Source organism: Variovorax sp. GW821-FHT10D07 (genome assembly GCF_059415325.1).
The window spans coordinates 54,410-72,419 of record NZ_JBWKMZ010000004.1 but is presented as its reverse complement, the minus strand read 5'-3'; the positions used below and the strand labels follow the sequence as shown (position 1 = coordinate 72,419).

Annotated in this window: 16 protein-coding genes and 1 riboswitch; of the genes, 6 read left to right on the top strand and 10 right to left on the bottom strand. The window is 70.0% G+C overall.

Annotated elements, in window-relative coordinates; all coding sequences use genetic code 11:
- Nucleotides 1-2 precede the first annotated feature (2 nt).
- Nucleotides 3-1,631, bottom strand: coding sequence for a 6-hydroxynicotinate reductase (locus AC07PU_RS14775; protein WP_495318420.1), 1,629 nt, complete (start codon nucleotides 1,629-1,631; stop codon nucleotides 3-5).
- 304 nt (nucleotides 1,632-1,935) lie between these two features.
- On the opposite strand from AC07PU_RS14775, the gene AC07PU_RS14770 reads away from it, so the two are divergent.
- From AC07PU_RS14770 to AC07PU_RS14760, 3 genes are read left to right on the top strand one after another with little or no spacing between them, the layout of a single operon-like run.
- The gene (locus AC07PU_RS14770) at nucleotides 1,936-2,709 is read left to right on the top strand and encodes a ferredoxin--NADP reductase (RefSeq protein ID WP_093343879.1); all 774 of its coding nucleotides are present in this window, start codon (nucleotides 1,936-1,938) and stop codon (nucleotides 2,707-2,709) included.
- A gap of 19 nt (nucleotides 2,710-2,728) precedes the next feature.
- Nucleotides 2,729-3,499 (top strand): TetR/AcrR family transcriptional regulator, encoded by a 771-nt coding sequence (locus AC07PU_RS14765; RefSeq protein WP_495318418.1) that lies wholly within the window; start codon nucleotides 2,729-2,731, stop codon nucleotides 3,497-3,499.
- A complete protein-coding gene (locus tag AC07PU_RS14760) occupies nucleotides 3,445-4,644 on the top strand; it encodes an amidohydrolase family protein (RefSeq protein WP_296742063.1) in 1,200 nt (399 codons plus the stop codon). The genes AC07PU_RS14765 and AC07PU_RS14760 overlap by 55 nt, the downstream gene beginning before the upstream one ends.
- A gap of 12 nt (nucleotides 4,645-4,656) precedes the next feature.
- Here AC07PU_RS14760 and AC07PU_RS14755 read toward each other — a convergent pair whose 3' ends face one another.
- The 5 genes from AC07PU_RS14755 to AC07PU_RS14735 form a co-directional block, all read right to left on the bottom strand.
- Complete coding sequence (locus tag AC07PU_RS14755; protein WP_495318415.1) at nucleotides 4,657-5,058, bottom strand: GtrA family protein; 402 nt, start codon at nucleotides 5,056-5,058, stop codon at nucleotides 4,657-4,659.
- Nucleotides 5,059-5,062: 4 nt separating this feature from the next.
- Nucleotides 5,063-6,079: a glycosyltransferase family 2 protein gene (locus AC07PU_RS14750; RefSeq protein WP_495318413.1), complete on the bottom strand. Its 1,017-nt coding sequence runs from the start codon at nucleotides 6,077-6,079 to the stop codon at nucleotides 5,063-5,065.
- On the bottom strand, nucleotides 6,076-7,821 hold the full coding sequence (locus AC07PU_RS14745; protein WP_495318411.1) for an ArnT family glycosyltransferase: 1,746 nt from the start codon (nucleotides 7,819-7,821) through the stop codon (nucleotides 6,076-6,078). The genes AC07PU_RS14750 and AC07PU_RS14745 overlap by 4 nt, the downstream gene beginning before the upstream one ends.
- 148 nt (nucleotides 7,822-7,969) lie before the next feature.
- On the bottom strand, nucleotides 7,970-10,684 hold the full coding sequence (gene metH / locus AC07PU_RS14740) for a methionine synthase (protein ID WP_495318406.1): 2,715 nt from the start codon (nucleotides 10,682-10,684) through the stop codon (nucleotides 7,970-7,972).
- Between the two features lie 60 nt (nucleotides 10,685-10,744).
- A riboswitch (S-adenosyl-L-homocysteine riboswitch) is annotated at nucleotides 10,745-10,873 on the bottom strand.
- Nucleotides 10,874-10,942: 69 nt separating this feature from the next.
- Nucleotides 10,943-11,380 (bottom strand): PACE efflux transporter, encoded by a 438-nt coding sequence (locus AC07PU_RS14735; RefSeq protein ID WP_093343867.1) that lies wholly within the window; start codon nucleotides 11,378-11,380, stop codon nucleotides 10,943-10,945.
- A 119-nt stretch (nucleotides 11,381-11,499) separates the two neighbouring features.
- On the opposite strand from AC07PU_RS14735, the gene AC07PU_RS14730 reads away from it, so the two are divergent.
- The 3 genes from AC07PU_RS14730 to AC07PU_RS14720 are packed head-to-tail and all read left to right on the top strand — an operon-like array spanning nucleotide 11,500 to nucleotide 13,150.
- A complete protein-coding gene (locus tag AC07PU_RS14730; RefSeq protein ID WP_296781953.1) occupies nucleotides 11,500-12,417 on the top strand; it encodes a LysR family transcriptional regulator in 918 nt (305 codons plus the stop codon).
- 53 nt (nucleotides 12,418-12,470) lie between these two features.
- On the top strand, nucleotides 12,471-12,731 hold the full coding sequence (locus tag AC07PU_RS14725; RefSeq protein ID WP_495318403.1) for a prevent-host-death protein: 261 nt from the start codon (nucleotides 12,471-12,473) through the stop codon (nucleotides 12,729-12,731).
- Nucleotides 12,731-13,150 (top strand): type II toxin-antitoxin system VapC family toxin, encoded by a 420-nt coding sequence (locus AC07PU_RS14720; protein ID WP_495318401.1) that lies wholly within the window; start codon nucleotides 12,731-12,733, stop codon nucleotides 13,148-13,150. Before AC07PU_RS14725 ends, AC07PU_RS14720 begins: the two co-directional genes overlap by 1 nt.
- Nucleotides 13,151-13,171: 21 nt before the next feature.
- On the opposite strand, the gene AC07PU_RS14715 is transcribed toward AC07PU_RS14720, so the two are convergent.
- Genes AC07PU_RS14715 through AC07PU_RS14700 form a run of 4 tightly spaced genes read right to left on the bottom strand, consistent with a single transcriptional unit; the run spans nucleotide 13,172 to nucleotide 18,004 of the window.
- Nucleotides 13,172-14,221: a homocysteine S-methyltransferase family protein gene (locus tag AC07PU_RS14715; RefSeq protein WP_495318399.1), complete on the bottom strand. Its 1,050-nt coding sequence runs from the start codon at nucleotides 14,219-14,221 to the stop codon at nucleotides 13,172-13,174.
- Nucleotides 14,222-14,277: 56 nt separating this feature from the next.
- On the bottom strand, nucleotides 14,278-15,483 hold the full coding sequence (locus AC07PU_RS14710) for an MFS transporter (protein ID WP_495318397.1): 1,206 nt from the start codon (nucleotides 15,481-15,483) through the stop codon (nucleotides 14,278-14,280).
- Nucleotides 15,480-16,619: a histidinol-phosphate transaminase gene (locus AC07PU_RS14705; protein ID WP_495318395.1), complete on the bottom strand. Its 1,140-nt coding sequence runs from the start codon at nucleotides 16,617-16,619 to the stop codon at nucleotides 15,480-15,482. The genes AC07PU_RS14710 and AC07PU_RS14705 overlap by 4 nt, the downstream gene beginning before the upstream one ends.
- Nucleotides 16,616-18,004 (bottom strand): FAD-binding oxidoreductase, encoded by a 1,389-nt coding sequence (locus tag AC07PU_RS14700; RefSeq protein ID WP_495318394.1) that lies wholly within the window; start codon nucleotides 18,002-18,004, stop codon nucleotides 16,616-16,618. The genes AC07PU_RS14705 and AC07PU_RS14700 overlap by 4 nt, the downstream gene beginning before the upstream one ends.
- Between the last annotated feature and the right edge of the window lie 6 nt (nucleotides 18,005-18,010).

Below are 18,010 nucleotides of genomic sequence, written 5' to 3'. Positions count from 1 at the left end.
GGTTATCCCAGCATGGGGGCGTGGCCCAGCGGCCACGGGTTGGCTTCGTCGATGACGAGCCATTGGCGCGCGAGCGGCGCGCCGTCTTCCTGCCAGGCACCGCGCGCGAGCGCCTGCTCGAGCGGGAAGACATGCTCCATGTGGCCGCCGAGCGCCTCGTAGTCGGCGCGCCGCATGCTGAACTCGATGGGCGCGACGATCGCGGGCGTGGGCACGGTGCCGAAGCTGTTGTCGGGCATGCGCATGACGTCGGCCATCACCGTGATGCCGCCGCCCGGCCACACATAGGCCGGCGCGCCGCCGCAGGTGACGTTGACCAGCGCGCGCTTGATGGCGCGCGTGAGCAGCACCGGGTTCTCGGTGACGCCCGCGCGCAGGCTGCCGCCGGCACCGCCGAGGAACAGCACGGTGCACAGCGAAGGCTCGCAGTTCTCGCCGATGCGGTCGACGATGCGCTTCACTTCGCTCGGCATCGGCTGCTCGACGGGCTGCAGCGCGTCGTCGAGCACGTACCACTGCGCATGCTCGCCAGTGGTCGAGGTCATGAGCAGGCGCAGGCCGGGCTTGGCCACGCCCTCCTCCCAGCCCTCGATGATCGACAGCGGATCGGCGATGTCGGTGCCGCCCCAGCCGTTGCCCGGGTTCGCGACCTGGAAGTAGCGCCCCGGTGTCGACTTGCGGCCCAGCATCTGGATGCCCGAGGGCGGCATGTCGAGGCAGCGGCCGGCCTGGTGCTCGGTCAGCACGCCGGTGATGTGGTCGTCGACCACCACCACCTCGTCGGCCACGCCCGCGAACTGGCGCGCGAAGATGCCGACCGCCGCCGAGCCGCAGCCCACGCGCATGCGCTGCTCCTCCACGCCGTTGACGATCGGCGCCTTGCCGGCCTGGATCACCAGGCTGGCGCCGCCGTCGATGGTGCATTCGATGGCCTTCTTGTTGCCCAGCAGCTGCATCAGCTCGGCCGTCATGCGGCCTTCCTTCTTGCTGCCGCCCGTGAGGTGGTGCACGCCGCCCAGCGACAGCATCTGCGAGCCGTACTCGGCCGTGGTGACGTGGCCCACCACCTCGCCGCGATAGCGCACGTTGGCCTGCTCGGCGCCGAGGAAGCGGTCGGTGTCGATCTTCACCTTGAAGCTGCAGTAGCTGAAGATGCCCTCGGTGACCACGGTGACCATGTCCACGCCCTGCGCCTTCGAGGCGACGATGAAGGGCGCGGGCTTGTAGTCGGGGTAGGTGGTGGAGGAACCGACGCCGGTGACGAAGACCTCGTCGGCATGCAGCAGATCGCCGTTCCAGTCGGCCGAGGGTGCGTCGACGAGCTTGCCGTCTTCAGCCGCCGCCGTGCGGTCGAACGCCACCAGCGCGGGCGCATCGCTCGCGAGCTGGCGGCGCAGCAGCACGACGGGATCGACGCGCACCAGCACGCCCTCGCGGTTGGCATAGCGGTCGCAGGCGCCGGTGCGCCCGTCGGAGATCTGGCACAGCACCGGGCAGGCATTGCATTCGACCTTGGCCGCGCTCATGCGCTCGTTGCGCAGCGGCGCCTTGCCGAAACCGCCGGGGCCGGCCTCGGCGACCACCGGCACGTCCATGCCCGGCAGTCCGTCTGTCTTCGTGTGTTCCGTCATCGGGGGCGACCTCTTCTTGGCTGCAAATCGTGGTGGCGGGGTTTGCAACAAACGTGCCGCATGTCCGCTTGTGCCGGGGCTTTCGTTTGTGTAGCATCCCCTACACTTTCATGTTGCATTCACTACATTGAGAGTCAATGTAGCAAACGGGCCCGATGCTTGCAATGGTGTTTTCTCGCGATGTTCATCGGGGTTTTTCCGACCAACGACAATGGAGGGTTCGGAGCCGGCCGGCAGCTGGCGCCCCAAGGGCGTGCATCCCGGCTCAGCCAACCCCCCGTCATTCACCACTATTGAGTTCCGTATGAGTGCATTCAGCGAAGAGAAGGTCCTGAGCGTCCACCACTGGACCGACCGCCTGTTCACCTTCACCACCACGCGCGATCCGGCGCTGCGTTTCTCCAACGGCCACTTCACGATGATCGGCCTGCGCGTCAACGACAAGCCGCTGCTGCGCGCCTACAGCATCGTGAGCCCGAACTACGAGGAGCACCTCGAGTTCCTGAGCATCAAGGTGGAAGACGGCCCGCTGACCTCGCGGCTGCAGCACATCCAGGTGGGCGACACCATCATCGTGGGCCGCAAGCCCACCGGCACCCTGCTGATCGACTACACGCTGCCCGGCAAGCGCCTCTACCTGTTCGGCACCGGAACCGGCCTGGCACCGTTCATGAGCGTGATCCGCGACCCCGAGACCTACGAGAAGTTCGAGCAGGTCATCCTGGTGCACGGCGTGCGCCAGGTCGACGAGCTGGCCTACCACGACCTCGTGACCGACCACCTGCCCAAGCACGAGTTCCTCGGCGAGATGGTCGCCAAGCAGCTGCTGTACTACCCCACGGTCACGCGCGAGGAGTTCCGCAACCAGGGCCGCATCACCGACCTGATCGCGAGCAACAAGCTCACCGACGACCTCGGCCTGCCGCCGATCAACGCCGCCGAGGACCGCGTGATGCTGTGCGGCAGCCCGGGCCTCCTGGTCGACCTCAAGCACATCCTCGAGGCACGCGGCTTCAAGGAAGGCAACACCTCGACGCCGGGCGACTTCGTCGTCGAACGCGCCTTCGCCGAGAAGTAAGCAGGACGCCGCGCGATCGATGGCCGACAGCCGCTCCATCACCAAGCCCAAGCCCCAGCGCCGCACCGGCGTGCGCGAGGCCGCGGCCCAGGCCACGCGCGACAGCATCCTCAAGTCGGCGACCAAGGTGTTCGCCAAGTACGGCTACGACGGCGGCAGCGTGGAGAAGATCTCCAAGGCCGCCAAGTCGTACGACCGGATGATCTACTACTACTTCGGCAGCAAGGAAGGCCTGTTCATCGCGGTGCTCGAGGGCATCTACCAGCGCATGGACGACGCCGAGGCCGCGATCGCGCTCGATGCCTCGCGCCCGGTGGAGGCGCTCACCGAGGTGATCCGCTTCGTGCTCGGCTACTACCGCAAGAACCCCGAGTTCGTGACGCTGCTCAACACCGAGAACCTGCACAAGGGCCGGCACATCTCGAAGTCGCTGCGCGCGCGCGAGTATTCGTCGCGGGCGGTGGCGATCATCGCGGAAATCCTCGCGAGCGGCGCGGCCCAGGGGCTGTTCCGCAAGGACCTCGTGGCGCGCGACATCTACCTGCTGATCGCGTCCACCGGCTATTTCTACACCTCCAACCGCCACACGCTCACGGCCTTCCTCGGCGAGCCGCTGGAGTCGCCGGACGCGATCCGGCACTGGGAAGACTTCGTGATCGAGACCGTGCTGCGCACCGTGCGCGCGGACGATCTGCAGGACAACAACACTCCCACCCACGACGAGGACAACACGAAATGGCAGAAATCGCGAGCAGCGGAAAGTCGGGCAAGGTCGTCATCCAGAACATAGGGCTGCTGCTCTCGGGCGACATCGACAAGCCCATCCTCGACGCCGACACCATCGTGGTGAACGACGGCCTGATCGTCGCCATCGGCAAGCAGAAGGACTGCGACCTCGAGGGCGCGAAGACCGTCATCGACGCGCGCCGGACCTGCGTCGCGCCCGGTCTGATCGACAGCCACGTGCACCCGGTGTTCGGCGACTGGACGCCGCGCCAGGGCCAGATCGGCTGGATCGACTCCACCATGCACGGCGGCGTGACCACCATGATCTCGGCCGGCGAGGTGCATCTGCCCGGCCGCCCCAAGGACATCGTGGGCCTGAAGGCCCTGGCCATCACGGCGCAGCGCGCCTTCGACAACTTCCGCCCCGGCGGCGTGAAGGTGCTGGCCGGCGCGCCGGTGATCGAGAAGGGCATGGTCGAGAGCGACTTCAAGGAACTCGCCGAGGCCGGCGTGGGCCTGCTCGGCGAGGTCGGCCTGGGCTCGGTGAAGGCCGGCTACGAGGCCAAGGAGATGGTGGCCTGGGCGCGCAAGTACGGCATCCAGAGCACGATCCACACGGGCGGCCCGTCGATCCCGGGCTCGGGCCTGATCGACAAGGACGTGGTGCTCGAGGCCGACGCCGACGTCATCGGCCACATCAACGGCGGCCACACCTCGCTGCCCGAGGCCCATGTGTGCGAGCTCTGCGAGAAGAGCTCGCGCGCGATCGAGATCGTGCACAACGGCAACGAGAAGGTGGCGATCGCGGCGGCCAAGGCGGCGCTCGAGCTCAAGTGCCCGCACCGCGTGATCCTCGGCACCGACGGCCCCGCGGGCTCGGGCGTGCAGCCGCTGGGCATCCTGCGCATGGTCGCGATGCTGTCGTCGATCGCGAACATCCCGGCCGAGCTGGTGTTCTGCTTCGCCACCGGCAACACCGCGAAGATCCGCAAGCTCAACTGCGGCCTGATCGAGGTCGGCCGCGATGCCGATTTCGTGTTCATGGACCGCGCGCAGCATTCGCCCGCGCCGGGCCTGCTCGAGAGCGTGCAGCTCGGCGACATCCCGGGCGTGGGCATGGTGATGATCGACGGCATCGTGCGCTGCGGCCGCAGCCGCAACACGCCGCCGGCGACCGAGATTCCGGTGGTGGTGTCGGGGGCGCACTGAGGCGCGCCGCGCTCAGGGCGAGCGCCGCGCCTTGAAGACCAGGTAGCGCGCGGCGAGGAAGTTCACGACCATGCCCGCGCCGCTGCCCGCGGCCACGCCGAGCATCGGCGCCCAGCGGCCGCTCACCGAATGCAGCACCAGCACGTAGGCGCCGTAGTTCACGACCGCGCCGCCGAGCATGGTCGCGAGGTAGCTCGCATATTCACGCCACACCGTGGTCTCGGAATGACGGTCGCCGAAGGCCAGGTGGCGGTTCATCACCCAGGTGGTGGTGGCGGCCGCGAGGAAGGACAGCACGCGCGCGCCATACCAGCCCAGCAGCGGCGCGGCGAAGTACAGCACCGCCACGTCGACGCCGAAGCCCACCACGCCGGCCACGGCGAACAGCAGGAACTGGCGCCCGGCCTGCTTCATCGGCTCAACCGCAGGCGCCGTCTTGCCACGAGGCCGACCCGGCTGCGGGCATGGCGAGGTAGCGCAGCCGCTTGGCCTCCTGGCGCCCGATGGTCACGGTGTGCAGCACCGCGCCGCAGACCAGCGCGAGCATCGCGCTGAGCATCAGGCCGGTGGCCAGCACGGCCGTGGGCAGGCGCGGCACCAGGCCGGTCTCCCAGAAGGTCATCGCGAGCGGGATCGCGAGCCCCACCGCGGCCAGCGCGAGCAGGCCCGCGAGGATCGCGAAGAACATCAGCGGCCGCTCGCTCACGAACAGCTTGGAGATGGTGACGAGGATGCGCCAGCCGTCGCGGTAGGTCGACAGCTTGCTCACCGAGCCCTCGGGCCGCGAGCGGTAGACCGAGGGCACCTCGGCATAGGGCATGCGCAGTTCGAGCGCGTGCACGGTCAGCTCGGTCTCGATCTCGAAGCCCTTGGCCAGCGCGGGGAAGGACTTCACGTAGCGGCGCGAGAACACGCGAAAACCCGACAGCATGTCGGTGAAGCTGCCGCCGAACAGGCCCGCGACCGCGCCGGTCAGCATCTGGTTGCCCAGCCGATGGCCGCGGCGGTAGGTCTGGGCATCGGTCTGGTCGTCGACGCGCGCGCCCACCACCATGTCGAGCTTCTGCTCGACCAGCATGCGGATCATCTCGCGCACCGTCGAGAGGTCGTAGGTGGCGTCGCCGTCGACCATGACGTAGATGTCGGCCTCGACGTCGGCGAACATGCGCCGCACCACATTGCCCTTGCCGCGCAGCGGCACGTGCACGACGTGCGCGCCATGGGCGCGCGCGACCTCGGCGGTGCCGTCGCTCGAGTTGTTGTCGAAGATGTGGATCTGCGCCTCGGGCAGGTCGGCGCGGAAGTCGGCCACCACCTTGGGGATGGCCAGCGCCTCGTTGTAGCAGGGGATGATGGCGGCGATGCGCAGCGCCGGCGGCAGCGGCGAGAGCGCGGCGGCGGCCGTGGGGGAAGCGAGGCGGTCGGCGGTCGTCATGGCGTGGGCGCGAGTATGCGGTAGGCCTTCACACCGTCCTTCTCGACGATCAGGCTGAAGTACTTGTCGAAGTCGGGCTTGGTGTGGACGTAGGGCGCGAGCGCGGTCTGGATCACGATCGAGCCGAACTGCTGCGAGGCCAGCTTGCGCGCGAGCTGGTCGGCCGGCAGGTACAGGTAGTCCGAATAGCGGAAGGGCCCGAAGATGTCGCCCCACACCGGGTTGGGCGCGAAGTAGATCGAGTCGTTGAGGCCGACCTGGTAGAGCCGGCCCACGGGGTTGGCGCGCAGGTGGCTCAGCACCTCGTAGCCGGGCACGCGTTGGGTGAGGAAGGCTTCGCGCGAGGCGGGCGTGGGCGAGATCATGCGCACATCGCGCACCGAATGCGCGAGCGCGAAGCCCGCGAGCACCACCATCAGCAGCCCGCCGAAGACGCCCGGCGTGCGCCCGCGCGCGAGCGCCGGCAGCCGGCGCCGCACGAAGCTACCGGCCCAGCCCAGCAGCGTGTGCCAGCCCACGGCGGCCATCAGCGCGAGCAGCGGGAACGAGGCCATCATGTAGCGCGGATAGCGCGAGGTCGCGACCCAGATCACCAGCGAGTAGAGGCAGAACACGAAGGCCGCGCGCACCGGGCCCGGGCGCCACAGCGGGCTGAACGGCACCAGCAGCAGCGGCCAGAACAGGCCGTTGGGCATGTTGGCGTGGTCGCGCACGTCGGCCAGCTGCTGCGTGTAGTCGGCCATGTTCCAGTTGGTGAAGCCGAACACGCGCGCGCCGATCGGGTTGAACGGATCGCCGGTCTGCAGGTAGTTGCGCGCATACCAGTAGATGCACGGCACGAGGAACAGCGCGAGGGCCGCGAGCCACGGCAGCGGCCGGCGCTCGCGCCGCGCCACGAACACCGCCACCAGCGGCAGGAAGATCAGCGCCTGGTACTTGGAGCCCGCCGCCACGCCGAGGAAGAAGGCGGCCAGCAGCAGCCAGCGCGCGCGCCCGTGGCGCGCTGCGCCGGGCGCCGGTTCGAGCACATGGCCCTCGTCCCACCACCACAGCGCGACGAAGGCCGCGAGCACGAACAGCGCCACGCCCATGTCGATGTACGAGTTGGGATAGTCGCCCAGCGCGAGCCAGATGCCGGCGCCCAGGCAGGCGATGTAGCGGTTGGCGTGCAGCCGGCCGAGGCGATGGATCATCAGCACCGACAGCCAGCCCGCGAGGCCGTGGATGAAGTGGGTGAAGACGTCGTCGTAGACCGTCAGCGCGGCGGCGTAGAGCAGGTCGTAGTTGTAGGGGAACCAGGGGTAGCGCAGCCACTCGTAGACGCCCAGCGTGCCGCTTTGCGCGACCTGGCGCGCATAGGGCAGGTGGTACATCACCTCGTCGAAGGCCACCGGCGGCGCCAGCGGCGAGAACAGCGTGGGCAGGCCCACGAGCAGCAGCGCGGCGAACGCGCATTTCTCGCCGAGGGTCGGCGCCGGCTGCGCGGGCGCGAGCGCGGCGCGCGCCTTCAGCTCGCGGCGCCAGCCGGGCAGCCGCAGCAGCGCCAGCACGATGCCGGCACCCAGCAGCGCGAGCACCGTGCCCTGGCGCAGCGCGCCGGCGATCGCCAGCGCCTGGAAGGCCACGATGAACAGGCCGACGCCGAGCGTGGTCGCGATCGCGCCCTCGAGCCAGGCGTCGCGCCGCGCGGGCGCCCCGAAGCGCGCCAGCACGGTGGCGCCGAAGCCCCAGGCGCCGGCCACGAAGAGGGCCAGCGCCGCGTGGTGCGCGAGGATGAAGAGCAGTGTCTGAATGGGAATCCCCCGGAAGCCTGGATCGGTTCACCGGCCCGCGGGGCGGGCGGCGTGGATGGCGGCGGCGCGGGGGAACGGAAGGGCCCGCCGCGCGCCGTCAGAGGTTGGGCGCCAGCAGCCGTTCCAGTTCGGATTCGCTCGCCTTGCGGCGCACCGCCTGGTCCTGCAGCTGGTCATGGCCGATTTTGCCTACGTTGAAGTACGTGCTGTCGGGGTGCCCGAGGTAGAACCCCGACACGCTGGCGGCCGGCATCATAGCGAGGCTTTCGGTCAGGCTCATGCCAATGTCCGTGCAGTTCAGGAGGTCGAACATCGGCTTCTTCACGCTGTGGTCGGGGCAGGCCGGGTAGCCGGGCGCGGGGCGGATGCCGCGGTACTTCTCGGCGACCATCTGCTCGTTGCTCAGCGCCTCGTCGGCCGCGTAGCCCCAGAGGTCGGTGCGCACGCGGTGGTGCATGGCCTCGGCGAAGGCCTCGGCCAACCGGTCGGCCAGCGCCTTGAGCATGATCGCGGAGTAGTCGTCGAGGTCGTCGACGAAGTACTTCTCCTTCCTCTCCACGCCCAGGCCCGCGGTCACGGCGAACATGCCCACGTAGTCCTTCAGGCCGCTCTCGCGCGGCGCGACGAAGTCGGCCAGGCAGCGGCTCGGGCGCATCGTGCCCTCGATCTCCTGCTTCTCGGTCTGCTGGCGCAGGCCGTACCAGGTGAGCGCGGCCTCGCTGCGCGACTCGTCGGTGTAGAGCACGATGTCGTCGTCGTTCTCGGTGTTGGCCGGCCAGAAGCCGATCACGCCGCTCGCGCTGAGCCAGCGACCCTCGATCAGGCGCTTGAGCATGCGCTGGCCGTCGGCGTAGACGCGCACGGCCTCGGTGCCGACGATCTCGTCCTTGAGGATGGCCGGGAACGGCCCCGCGAGGTCCCAGGTCTGGAAGAACGGGCCCCAGTCGATGTACTTGGCGAGCTCGGTCAGGTCGAAGTTGCGGAACACGCGCCGGCCGATGAACTTGGGCACGGGCGGCACGTAGCTCGACCAGTCGACCGGCGTCTTGTTGGCACGCGCCCTGGCCAGCGGCCACAGCGGCACCTGCTTCTTGTTGGCGTGCTGCGCGCGCACCTTCTCGTAGTCGGCGTTGATCTCGCCGATGTAGGCCGCGGCCTGGTCGCTCAAGAGCGACTGCGCCACGCTCACGCTGCGCGAGGCATCGGGCACATAGACCACCGGGCCTTCGTAGTGCGGCGCGATCTTCACGGCCGTGTGCACGCGGCTGGTGGTGGCGCCGCCGATGAGGAGCGGGATCTTCCTGATGCGGAAGTGGTCGTCCTTCTGCATCTCGCCGGCCACGTACTGCATCTCTTCCAGGCTCGGCGTGATCAGGCCCGACAGGCCCACGATGTCCGCGCCCTCGACCTTCGCCTTGGCGAGGATCTCGTGGCACGGGACCATCACGCCCATGTTCACCACCTCGAAGTTGTTGCACTGGAGCACGACGGTGACGATGTTCTTGCCGATGTCGTGCACGTCGCCCTTCACGGTGGCGATGATGATCTTGCCCTTGGTGCGCACGTCGCGGCCCGCGGCCTCGTCCTGGCGCTTCTCTTCCTCGATGTAGGGGATGAGGTGGGCCACGGCCGACTTCATCACGCGCGCCGACTTCACCACCTGCGGCAGGAACATCTTGCCCTGGCCGAACAGGTCGCCCACGATGTTCATGCCGTCCATCAGCGGCCCCTCGATCACGTGCAGCGGACGGCCGCCCTTGGCGAGGATCTGCTGGTAGGCCTCCTCGGTGTCCTCCACGATGAAGTCGGTGATGCCGTGCACCATCGCGTGCGACAGCCGCTGGTTGACATGCACCGGCTGCTCGGGCGTGCCGCGCCACTCGAGCTTCTTGCTGTCGTCCTTGGCGCCGCTCTTGGCGCTCTCGGCCACTTCGACGAGGCGCTCGCCGGCGTCGGGCCGGCGGTTGAGCACCACGTCCTCCACGCGCTCGCGCAGCTCGGGCTCGAGGTCGTCGTAGACGCCAACCATGCCGGCGTTGACGATGCCCATGTCCATGCCGGCCTGGATCGCGTGGTACAGGAACACGGTGTGGATCGCCTCGCGCACCGGGTCGTTGCCGCGGAAGCTGAAGCTCACGTTCGACACCCCGCCCGAGACCTTGGCGCCCGGCAGGTTCTGCTTGATCCAGCGCACGGCGTTGATGAAGTCGACCGCATAGTTGTCGTGCTCCTCGATGCCGGTGGCGATCGCGAAGATGTTCGGGTCGAAGATGATGTCCTCGGGCGGGAAGCCCACCTCGTCGACCAGGATGCGGTAGGCGCGCTCGCAGATCTCGACCTTGCGCTCGTAGGTGTCGGCCTGGCCCTTCTCGTCGAAGGCCATCACCACGGCGGCCGCGCCGTAGCGCTTCACGAGCTTCGCCTCGTGCTTGAACTTGTCCACGCCCTCCTTCATGGAGATCGAGTTGACGATGCCCTTGCCCTGGATGCAGCGCAGGCCGGCCTCGATCACTTCCCACTTCGAGCTGTCGACCATCACCGGCACGCGCGCGATGTCGGGCTCGCTGGCGATCAGGTTGAGGAAGCGCACCATCGCGGCCTTGCTGTCGAGCATGGCCTCGTCCATGTTGATGTCGATCACCTGCGCGCCGTTCTCGACCTGCTGGCGCGCGACGGCCAGCGCCTCCTCGAACTGGCCGTTGAGGATCATGCGCGCGAAGGCCTTGGAGCCGGTGACGTTGGTGCGCTCGCCGATGTTGACGAACAGGGATCCCTCGCCGATGGCCACCGGTTCGAGACCGGAAAGCTTCATGGGAGAAACGAAAGGCGCGGGGACATCGCTCATGGGGCTCACCTGGGCAGGGGAAGACACGTCAGGTGAGCGTCGTTGCAACCGGGCCTTCCGGGCAGGTTCTGCGAGAAGGCGCCTTCCAAGCCTGACGGCGGGTGCGCGGACCCGAGCCGGGTCTCGCGCGCCGCCGCTGCAACGCTCCTTGGAAGGGGTGGCGATTTTACCGGCTGCCGGCCGTGCCAACGGCCCGCGGGTGTATCCGCGGGCCGCCGGGAAGGCTCAGGCCGCCTGCGCGACCGGCGCCGCCGAGGCCGGCAGCCCGAAGGCGCGGTCGAAGGCCCAGTTGAAGACGAAGGTGTAGACCAGGAAGAAGACCACCAGCCCCAGGTCCATCACCAGCGCCTGCCACAGCGAGATGCCCAGGCCCCAGGCGAACATCGGCACCAGCAGGCCGATCAGGCCGCCCTCGAAGCCGATGGCATGGGCGATGCGGCGCTTGAGGCTGCGCCCGCGCACCGCCTGGCGCGCCTCCCAGCGCTCGAACAGGCTGTTGAAGATCAGGTTCCAGATCACCGCGATGACCGAGGCCGCCACCGCCAGCGCGCCCGAATGGCCGAGGCCGGCGCCCGTCAGCAGCGCCAGCCCGGCGCTGGCGGCCACGATGGCGATCCCTTCGTAGAGGGTGATGTAGACGATGCGACGCTGGATTCCCTGCATGACGGACTCTCTTGGCTTGTTGTGTGACTGCGATCCGTGGACTTTATGTGTCTCTTGCTGATATAAAAAGTCAACTTGTTTCAGTTTTATTGAAAGATCGACCCCCCCATGAGGCGGCCATGAGCTTCTCCAGCGACAGCGTCGAGGTCTTCCTGGCCGTGATCGACCACGGCTCCTTCTCGGCCGCCGCCCGCGCCCTGCGCCGCGTGCCGTCGGCGGTCAGCATGGCCATCGCCCACCTCGAGGCCGAGCTCGACCTACAGCTGTTCGACCGCAAGGGCCGCGAGCCCCGGCCCACGGCCGCCGCGCGCTCGCTCGAGCCGCAGGCGCGCTCGCTGGCCGCACAGCTGCGCCAGCTCGACGCGCAGGCGCTGGCGCTCACGCAGGGGCTGGAGGAACGGCTCACGCTCGCGATCGCGCCCGAGCTGCTGGCCGCGCCCTGGAGCGGCGCGCTGGCCGAGCTGGCGCACGAGTACCCGCTGCTGCAGGTCGAGGTGCTGGCCGCGCCGCAGGCCGATGCGCTGGCGCTGCTGCACAGCGGCCGGGCCCAGCTCGCGCTGGTGTTCGAGCGGCCCAGCCTCGACGGGCGCGAGGGCTTCCAGGAGGTGGGCAGCGACACCATGGTCGCGGTGATGGCGCCGGGCCACCCGGTGCTGGCCGCCGCGCCCGGCGGCCGCCTGCGCGAGGAGCACTTGATCGCCACCCGCCAGATCGTGGTGGCCGGCCGCGACCTGGTCACGGCCATGGACCCGCGCAGCGTGTTCGCGCGCCACCTCTGGCGCACCGACAACGCGCTGGCCGCCCTGAGCCTGATCACCGCCGGCGTCGGCTGGGGCTGGCTGCCGCGCAATTTCGTGCGGCCACACGTGGCGGCGGGCGCGCTGGTCGAGATCCCGCTCGAGAACCTCAGCAACGGCCTGAACCTGTGGGTGGACGTGGTGTGGTCGCGCGAACGGCCGCTGGGACTGGGGGCGCAGCGCTTCGTGGCGCTGATTTCGCGCGAGCGGGTGGCGGCCAAGTCGATGGGGGTGGATTGACGCGCGCCCACTGATTGTCATAACATACAAACAAACTAGACCAGGGAGCTGCCATGACCATCACCAGCATTTCCAGCCGGGACTTCACCCGCGACGTGGCCGCCGCCAAGCGTGCGGCCACCCACGGGCCGGTCTACATCACGAACCGCGGCGTGCCCGAGTACGTGCTCCAGCGCATCGAGGACTACCGCCGCGAAAGCGGAGAAGCCGAGGAGTCCTTGCTCGCCCTCATGGACAGCCTGCCCGCCACGGACGACGAACCCTTCGATCCGCCGCGCGCCGAGATCGTGCCGAAGACACCGGACCTCGGCTGATGTACGTCCTCGACACCAACGTCGTGTCGGAACTCCGGCACGGCAAGCCGAACCCGTCGCCCGCCGTGCGCGAATGGGCCGCCTCGATCCCGCAGCGCCACTTCTTCCTGAGCGCGATCACCGTGCTGGAGATCGAGACGGGCATCCTGCGGATGGAGCGCCGCTCGCCGCCGCAGGGCGGATCGCTGCGCCGATGGTTCGACGCCCTGCGCGAAGCCTTCGACGGCCGGATTCTTCCTTTCGGGGCGGAAGCCGCGCTGCTGTGCGCGCCGATGCACGTTCCCGATCCGCGCAACTACCGCGATTCGATGATCGCGGCCACGGCGCTGGCGCACGGCTTCACGCTGGTCACGCGCAACCTGTGCGATTTCGAGAGAAGCGGCGCGAAGCTGCTCAACCCCTGGCCGGCCGAAGGCTGAGCGCCCCGGTCCGCGAAGGGCTCAGGCGGCCTCCTTGTAGAACCCCGCCGCATTGTTCAGCAGCCGCCCCGCCACCGGCGACACCGCGCGCCCAATGGCCGCGATGTGGTCGGGCGTGGTGCCGCAGCAGCCGCCGACGATGTTGACCAGCCCCTCGGCCGCGAACTCGTGCAGCAGGCGCGAGGTCACGTCGGGCGTCTCGTCGAAGCCGGTGTCGCTCATCGGGTTGGGCAGGCCCGCGTTGGGGTAGCAGCTGATGAAGGTGTCGTCGGCCACGCGCGCCAGCTCCCGGATGTAGGGGCGCATCAGCGCCGCGCCCAGCGCGCAGTTCAGGCCGATGGCCAGCGGCCGCGCATGGCGCACGCTGTGCCAGAAGGCGGTCACGGTCTGGCCGCTGAGGATGCGGCCCGAGGCGTCGGTCACGGTGCCGCTGATGATCAGCGGCAGCCGCTCGCCGCTGTTCTCGAAGTACTCGTCGACCGCGAACAGCGCGGCCTTGGCGTTGAGCGTGTCGAAGATGGTCTCGACCAGGATCACGTCGGCGCCGCCCTCGACCAGCGCTTCGGTCTGCTCGTAGTAGGCGGCGCGCAGGGCCTCGAAATCGACATTGCGCGCGCCCGGATCGTTGACGTCGGGGCTGATGCTCGCGGTCTTGGGCGTCGGGCCGAGGGCGCCGGCCACGAAGCGCGGCTTGTCGGGCGTGGAGTACTTGTCGCAGGCCGCGCGCGCCAGCTTCGCGGACTCGAGGTTCATCTCGCGCGCCAGGTGCGCCATCTTGTAGTCCTCCTGCGCGATGGTGGTCGCGCCGAAGGTGTTGGTCTCGATCAGGTCGGCGCCGGCCGCGAGGTAGCCCTCGTGGATGTCGGAGATGACGTCGGGCCGGGTCAGCGACAGCAGCTCGTTGTTGCCCTTCACGTCGCGTTCGAAGTCCTTGAAGCGCTCGCCGCGGTACTGGGCCTCGGTGAGCTTGAAGCGCTGGATCATGGTACCCATGGCGCCATCGAGGATGGCGATGCGGCGCCCGAGGATCTCGGGCAGTTGCTGGGCACGGGTGTAGACGATCGGCTTCATGGGTCCGGATTGTAGAAAACGCGCCCCGCCGCACCGCCGAAGCGGTCTTCGGGACTTCAGCCCGGCGCGTGCCGCGCCGCGCGCGCCAGGCAGCCGACCGACAGCAGCGCCAGCAGGCCGCTGGCGCCGATGGCCAGGTCGTAGCTGCCGCGCAGGTCGAACAGCAGGCCGGCCGCGCTGGCACCGATCGAGGCGGCCACGCCGACCGCGATGTAGAGCGTGCCGAGGATGGCGCCCAGCGCGCGCGTGCCGTACCAGCGCGCCGCCAGCGCCGGATAGAGCGCGATGCAGCCGCCGTTGGCCGCGCCGAACAGCAGCGCGAACAGCGCCAGCGCCGCGAAGCCGCCGGCCGCCCACCACAGCAGGTGCAGCGCGGCCAGCGCCAGCGTGAGCAGCGAGAGCAGCCGGCGCGCGCCGAGCCGGTCGCCGAGCCCGCCGAGCACCAGCCGGCCGCCGACGTTGCCCACGCCGATCAGTCCGATCAGCAAGGTGGCATCGGCCGCGCCGATGCCCAGTCCCTGCGCCGCCGGCGCCACGTGGACCAGCGCGACGAACAGCCCGATCGAGCCCCAGCCGATGGCCGCGAAGTACCACCAGAAGCAGGCGCCGCGCACCGCCTCGCGCCAGCGCAGGCCGGTCTCGACCGGCGCGCCCGCCGACGCGGACACCCGATCGCCGTCGGGCAGCAGGCCGAGCTCCTGCGGCCGGGCCCGGATCGCGCAGGCCGCCACGCCGCCGAGCAGCAGGATGCCGAGCGCGAACAGCTGCATCGTGGCCTGCCACGACAGGTGCTGTTGCAGCGCGCCGGCCGTCACCGGCCCGACGAAGGTGCCGAGCCCGGTGCCGGCCAGCGCCAGCCCCGAGGCCCGGCTGCGCCGGCGCACGAACCAGCGCTGCACCGCGGCCACCGCCGGCACGTAGACCAGCCCGACGCCGAAGCCGACGAACAGGCCGAACAGCGCGAACAGCACGGCCAGCGACGGCGCCAGGCTGGCCAGCGCGAAGCCGGCCGCGAGCAGCACGATGCCGGTGCCGACCACCGCGCGCAGCGGGAAGCGGTCGGCCAGCGCGCCCGAGAAGGCGCCGACGATGTAATAGAGCAGCGCGGTGGCCGAGAACAGCGAAGCGACCGGAAAGCGGCCGGCGCCGAAGCTGGCCTGGATGCCGGCGAAGAAGGCGCCGAAGGAATAGGCGGCGCCGAACACCAGCGCCAGCAGCACATGGGCCGCCGCGACGACGCCCCAGCCGCGAAAGAGCCTCATGGCGCCTTCGACATGATCGCGTCCATCGCGGCGACGAAGCGCTCGAGCTCGTGCGGCGCGCCGACCGAGACGCGGATGAAGCGCTCGAAGCCCGGCTCCTTCCACGGCTTGACGATGATGCCGCGCGCCAGCAGCGCCTCGTTGACCGGCCCGTTCGGCCGGCCCAGGTCGATGAACAGGAAGTTGGCCGCCGAGGGCGCGATGCGCAGCCCCGGCCAATCGCGCGCGCGCAGCTGCGCGGCCAGCGCGTCGCGCAGCCGCACCGTCTGTTCCACGACCGCCTGCATGCAGGCCTCGTCACCCCAGGCCGCGAGCGCCGCGGCCTGCGCCGCGAGGTTCACGTTGAAGGGCGTGCGCACGCGGTCGAGCAACTGCACCAGCGCCGCGTCGGACGCGATGCCGTAGCCCACGCGCAGGCCCGCCAGGCCCCAGGCCTTGGAGAAGGTGCGCAGCACGATCCACGGAAAGGCCACCGCTTCGCCGCGCAGCCGCGCGAGCACGTCGGGGTAGCCGCTCGCGAGCCGCGCGTATTCGTAGTAGGCCTCGTCGACCACCAGCAGCGTGCCCGCGGGCACGGCGGCCAGCAGGCGCTCGAAGTCCCGCGTGTCGAACATGCAGCCGACCGGGTTCGAGGGATTGGCCAGCATCACCAGCTTGGGGCCGCGGGCGAGCGCCGCGCACCAGGCCTCGATGTCGAAGCCCAGTTCGGGCGTGAGCGCGAGCAACTCGACCTGCGCGCCCATCATGCGCGGATAGATCTCGTGCAGGCCGAAGGCCGGGCGCTGCGTGAGCACGCGATCGCCCGGGCCCAGGAAGGCCTGGCACAGCATCTGGAGGATGTCCTCCGAGCCGTTGCCGATCACCAGTTCCGACGGCTGCGCGCCGCAGCGTTCGGCGATCGCGGCGCGCAGCGCGGTGCAATGGGCATCGGGGTAGGTGCCCGCGCGCGCCGCCAGGTCGACCAGCGCGCGCGCCACCGCGGAGCTCGCGCCGTAGGGGTTCTCGTTGCTCGCGAGCCGCGCGATTTCGTCGACGCCGTAGCGCGCGCGCACGGCCTCCGAGGACAGGCCGGCGTTGTAGGCCGGCAGCGGCGCGACTTCGGGCCGCGCGAGGGCATGGATGGCGGTCGTGTTCACAGGTCGAATACCTTGCCGGGGTTGAGCAGGTGGAGGGGATCGAGCGCCTGCTTGATGGCGCGCATCGCAGCGAGTTCGTCGGGGCTGCGGCTTGCGCCCAGGTAGGGCTTCTTGTGCAGGCCGATGCCGTGCTCGGCCGAGATGCTGCCGCCGCGGGCCTCGACCTGCGCGTAGACCATGCGCTCGAAGGCCTCGGCCTCGCCGCCGATGGCCTGGCCATCGGTGGTCACGTGCAGGTTGCTGTCGCCCACATGGCCGAAGAACAGCGAATGGTGCCCGGGCCAGCGTGCATCGAGCGCCGCGCGGCAGTCGTCGGCGAAGCGGCCGATGGCGGCCATCGGCAGGCTCACGTCGAGGTTGATCGGCGGATGCATGTGCACCGGCAGCTCGGCCGTGGCCTCGCGGATCTTCCAGAAGGCGCGCGCCTGCGACTGCGACTGGGCGATGGCGGCATCGACCGCCGCGCCCTCCTCCATCGCGCCGGCCAGCGCCGCCTCGAGCGCCTCGCGCAGCGCGGCCTCGTCCTCGCCGGTCACGTCGACCAGCGCCACCAGCGGATGCACCGCGTCGAAGGGCTCGCGCAGCTGCTGCCAGCGCAGCGAGGTCTGCACGAAGTCGCGCCACATCAGCTCGAAGGCCGCCAGCGCGCCCGGAAAGCGCGCGCCGAGCCGGCGCAGCAGCACCAGCGCGGCCTCGAAGTCCGGCAGCGCGACCAGCGCCGTGGCCTTGGCGCGCGGTGCCGGATGCAGCCGCAGCAGCGCGCGCGTGATCACGCCCAGCGTGCCCTCGGCGCCGATGAAGAACTGCTTGAGGTCGTAGCCGGTGTTGTTCTTGAGCATGGGCCGCAGCATCGGCAGCACGCGGCCGTCGGCCAGCACCACCTCCAGGCCCAGCGCCTGCTCGCGCATCATCCCGAACTGCAGCACGCCGTTACCGCCCGCGTTGGTCGACAGCGCGCCGCCGATCTGGCACGAACCGCGCGCGCCGAAGTCCACGCCGAACAGCAGGCCCTGCGCGGCGGCCGCCTCCTGCACCGACTGCAGGGTCGCGCCGGCCTGCACGGTCAGCGTGCCGGCGGCGGCATCGAGCGACTCGATGGCGTTCATGCGTTCGAGCGAGAGCGCGATCGCATCCGCGCACGGCACCGCCGCGCCGGCCAGCCCGGTGAGCCCGCCCTGCGGCACCACGGGCACGCGGTGCTCGCTGCAGAGGCGCAGCACGGCCGCCACCTCGCGCGTGTCGCGCGGGCGCACCAGTGCCAGCGGCAGCACCGGCGCCACGCCGCTCCAGTCGCTGCGGCGGCGCTCGGCGATGGCCTCGCCGCGCAGCACCTGGCCGGCGCCCAGCGCCTCGCCGAGCGCGGCGAGAAAGGCCTCCTCGCTCATTGCCGG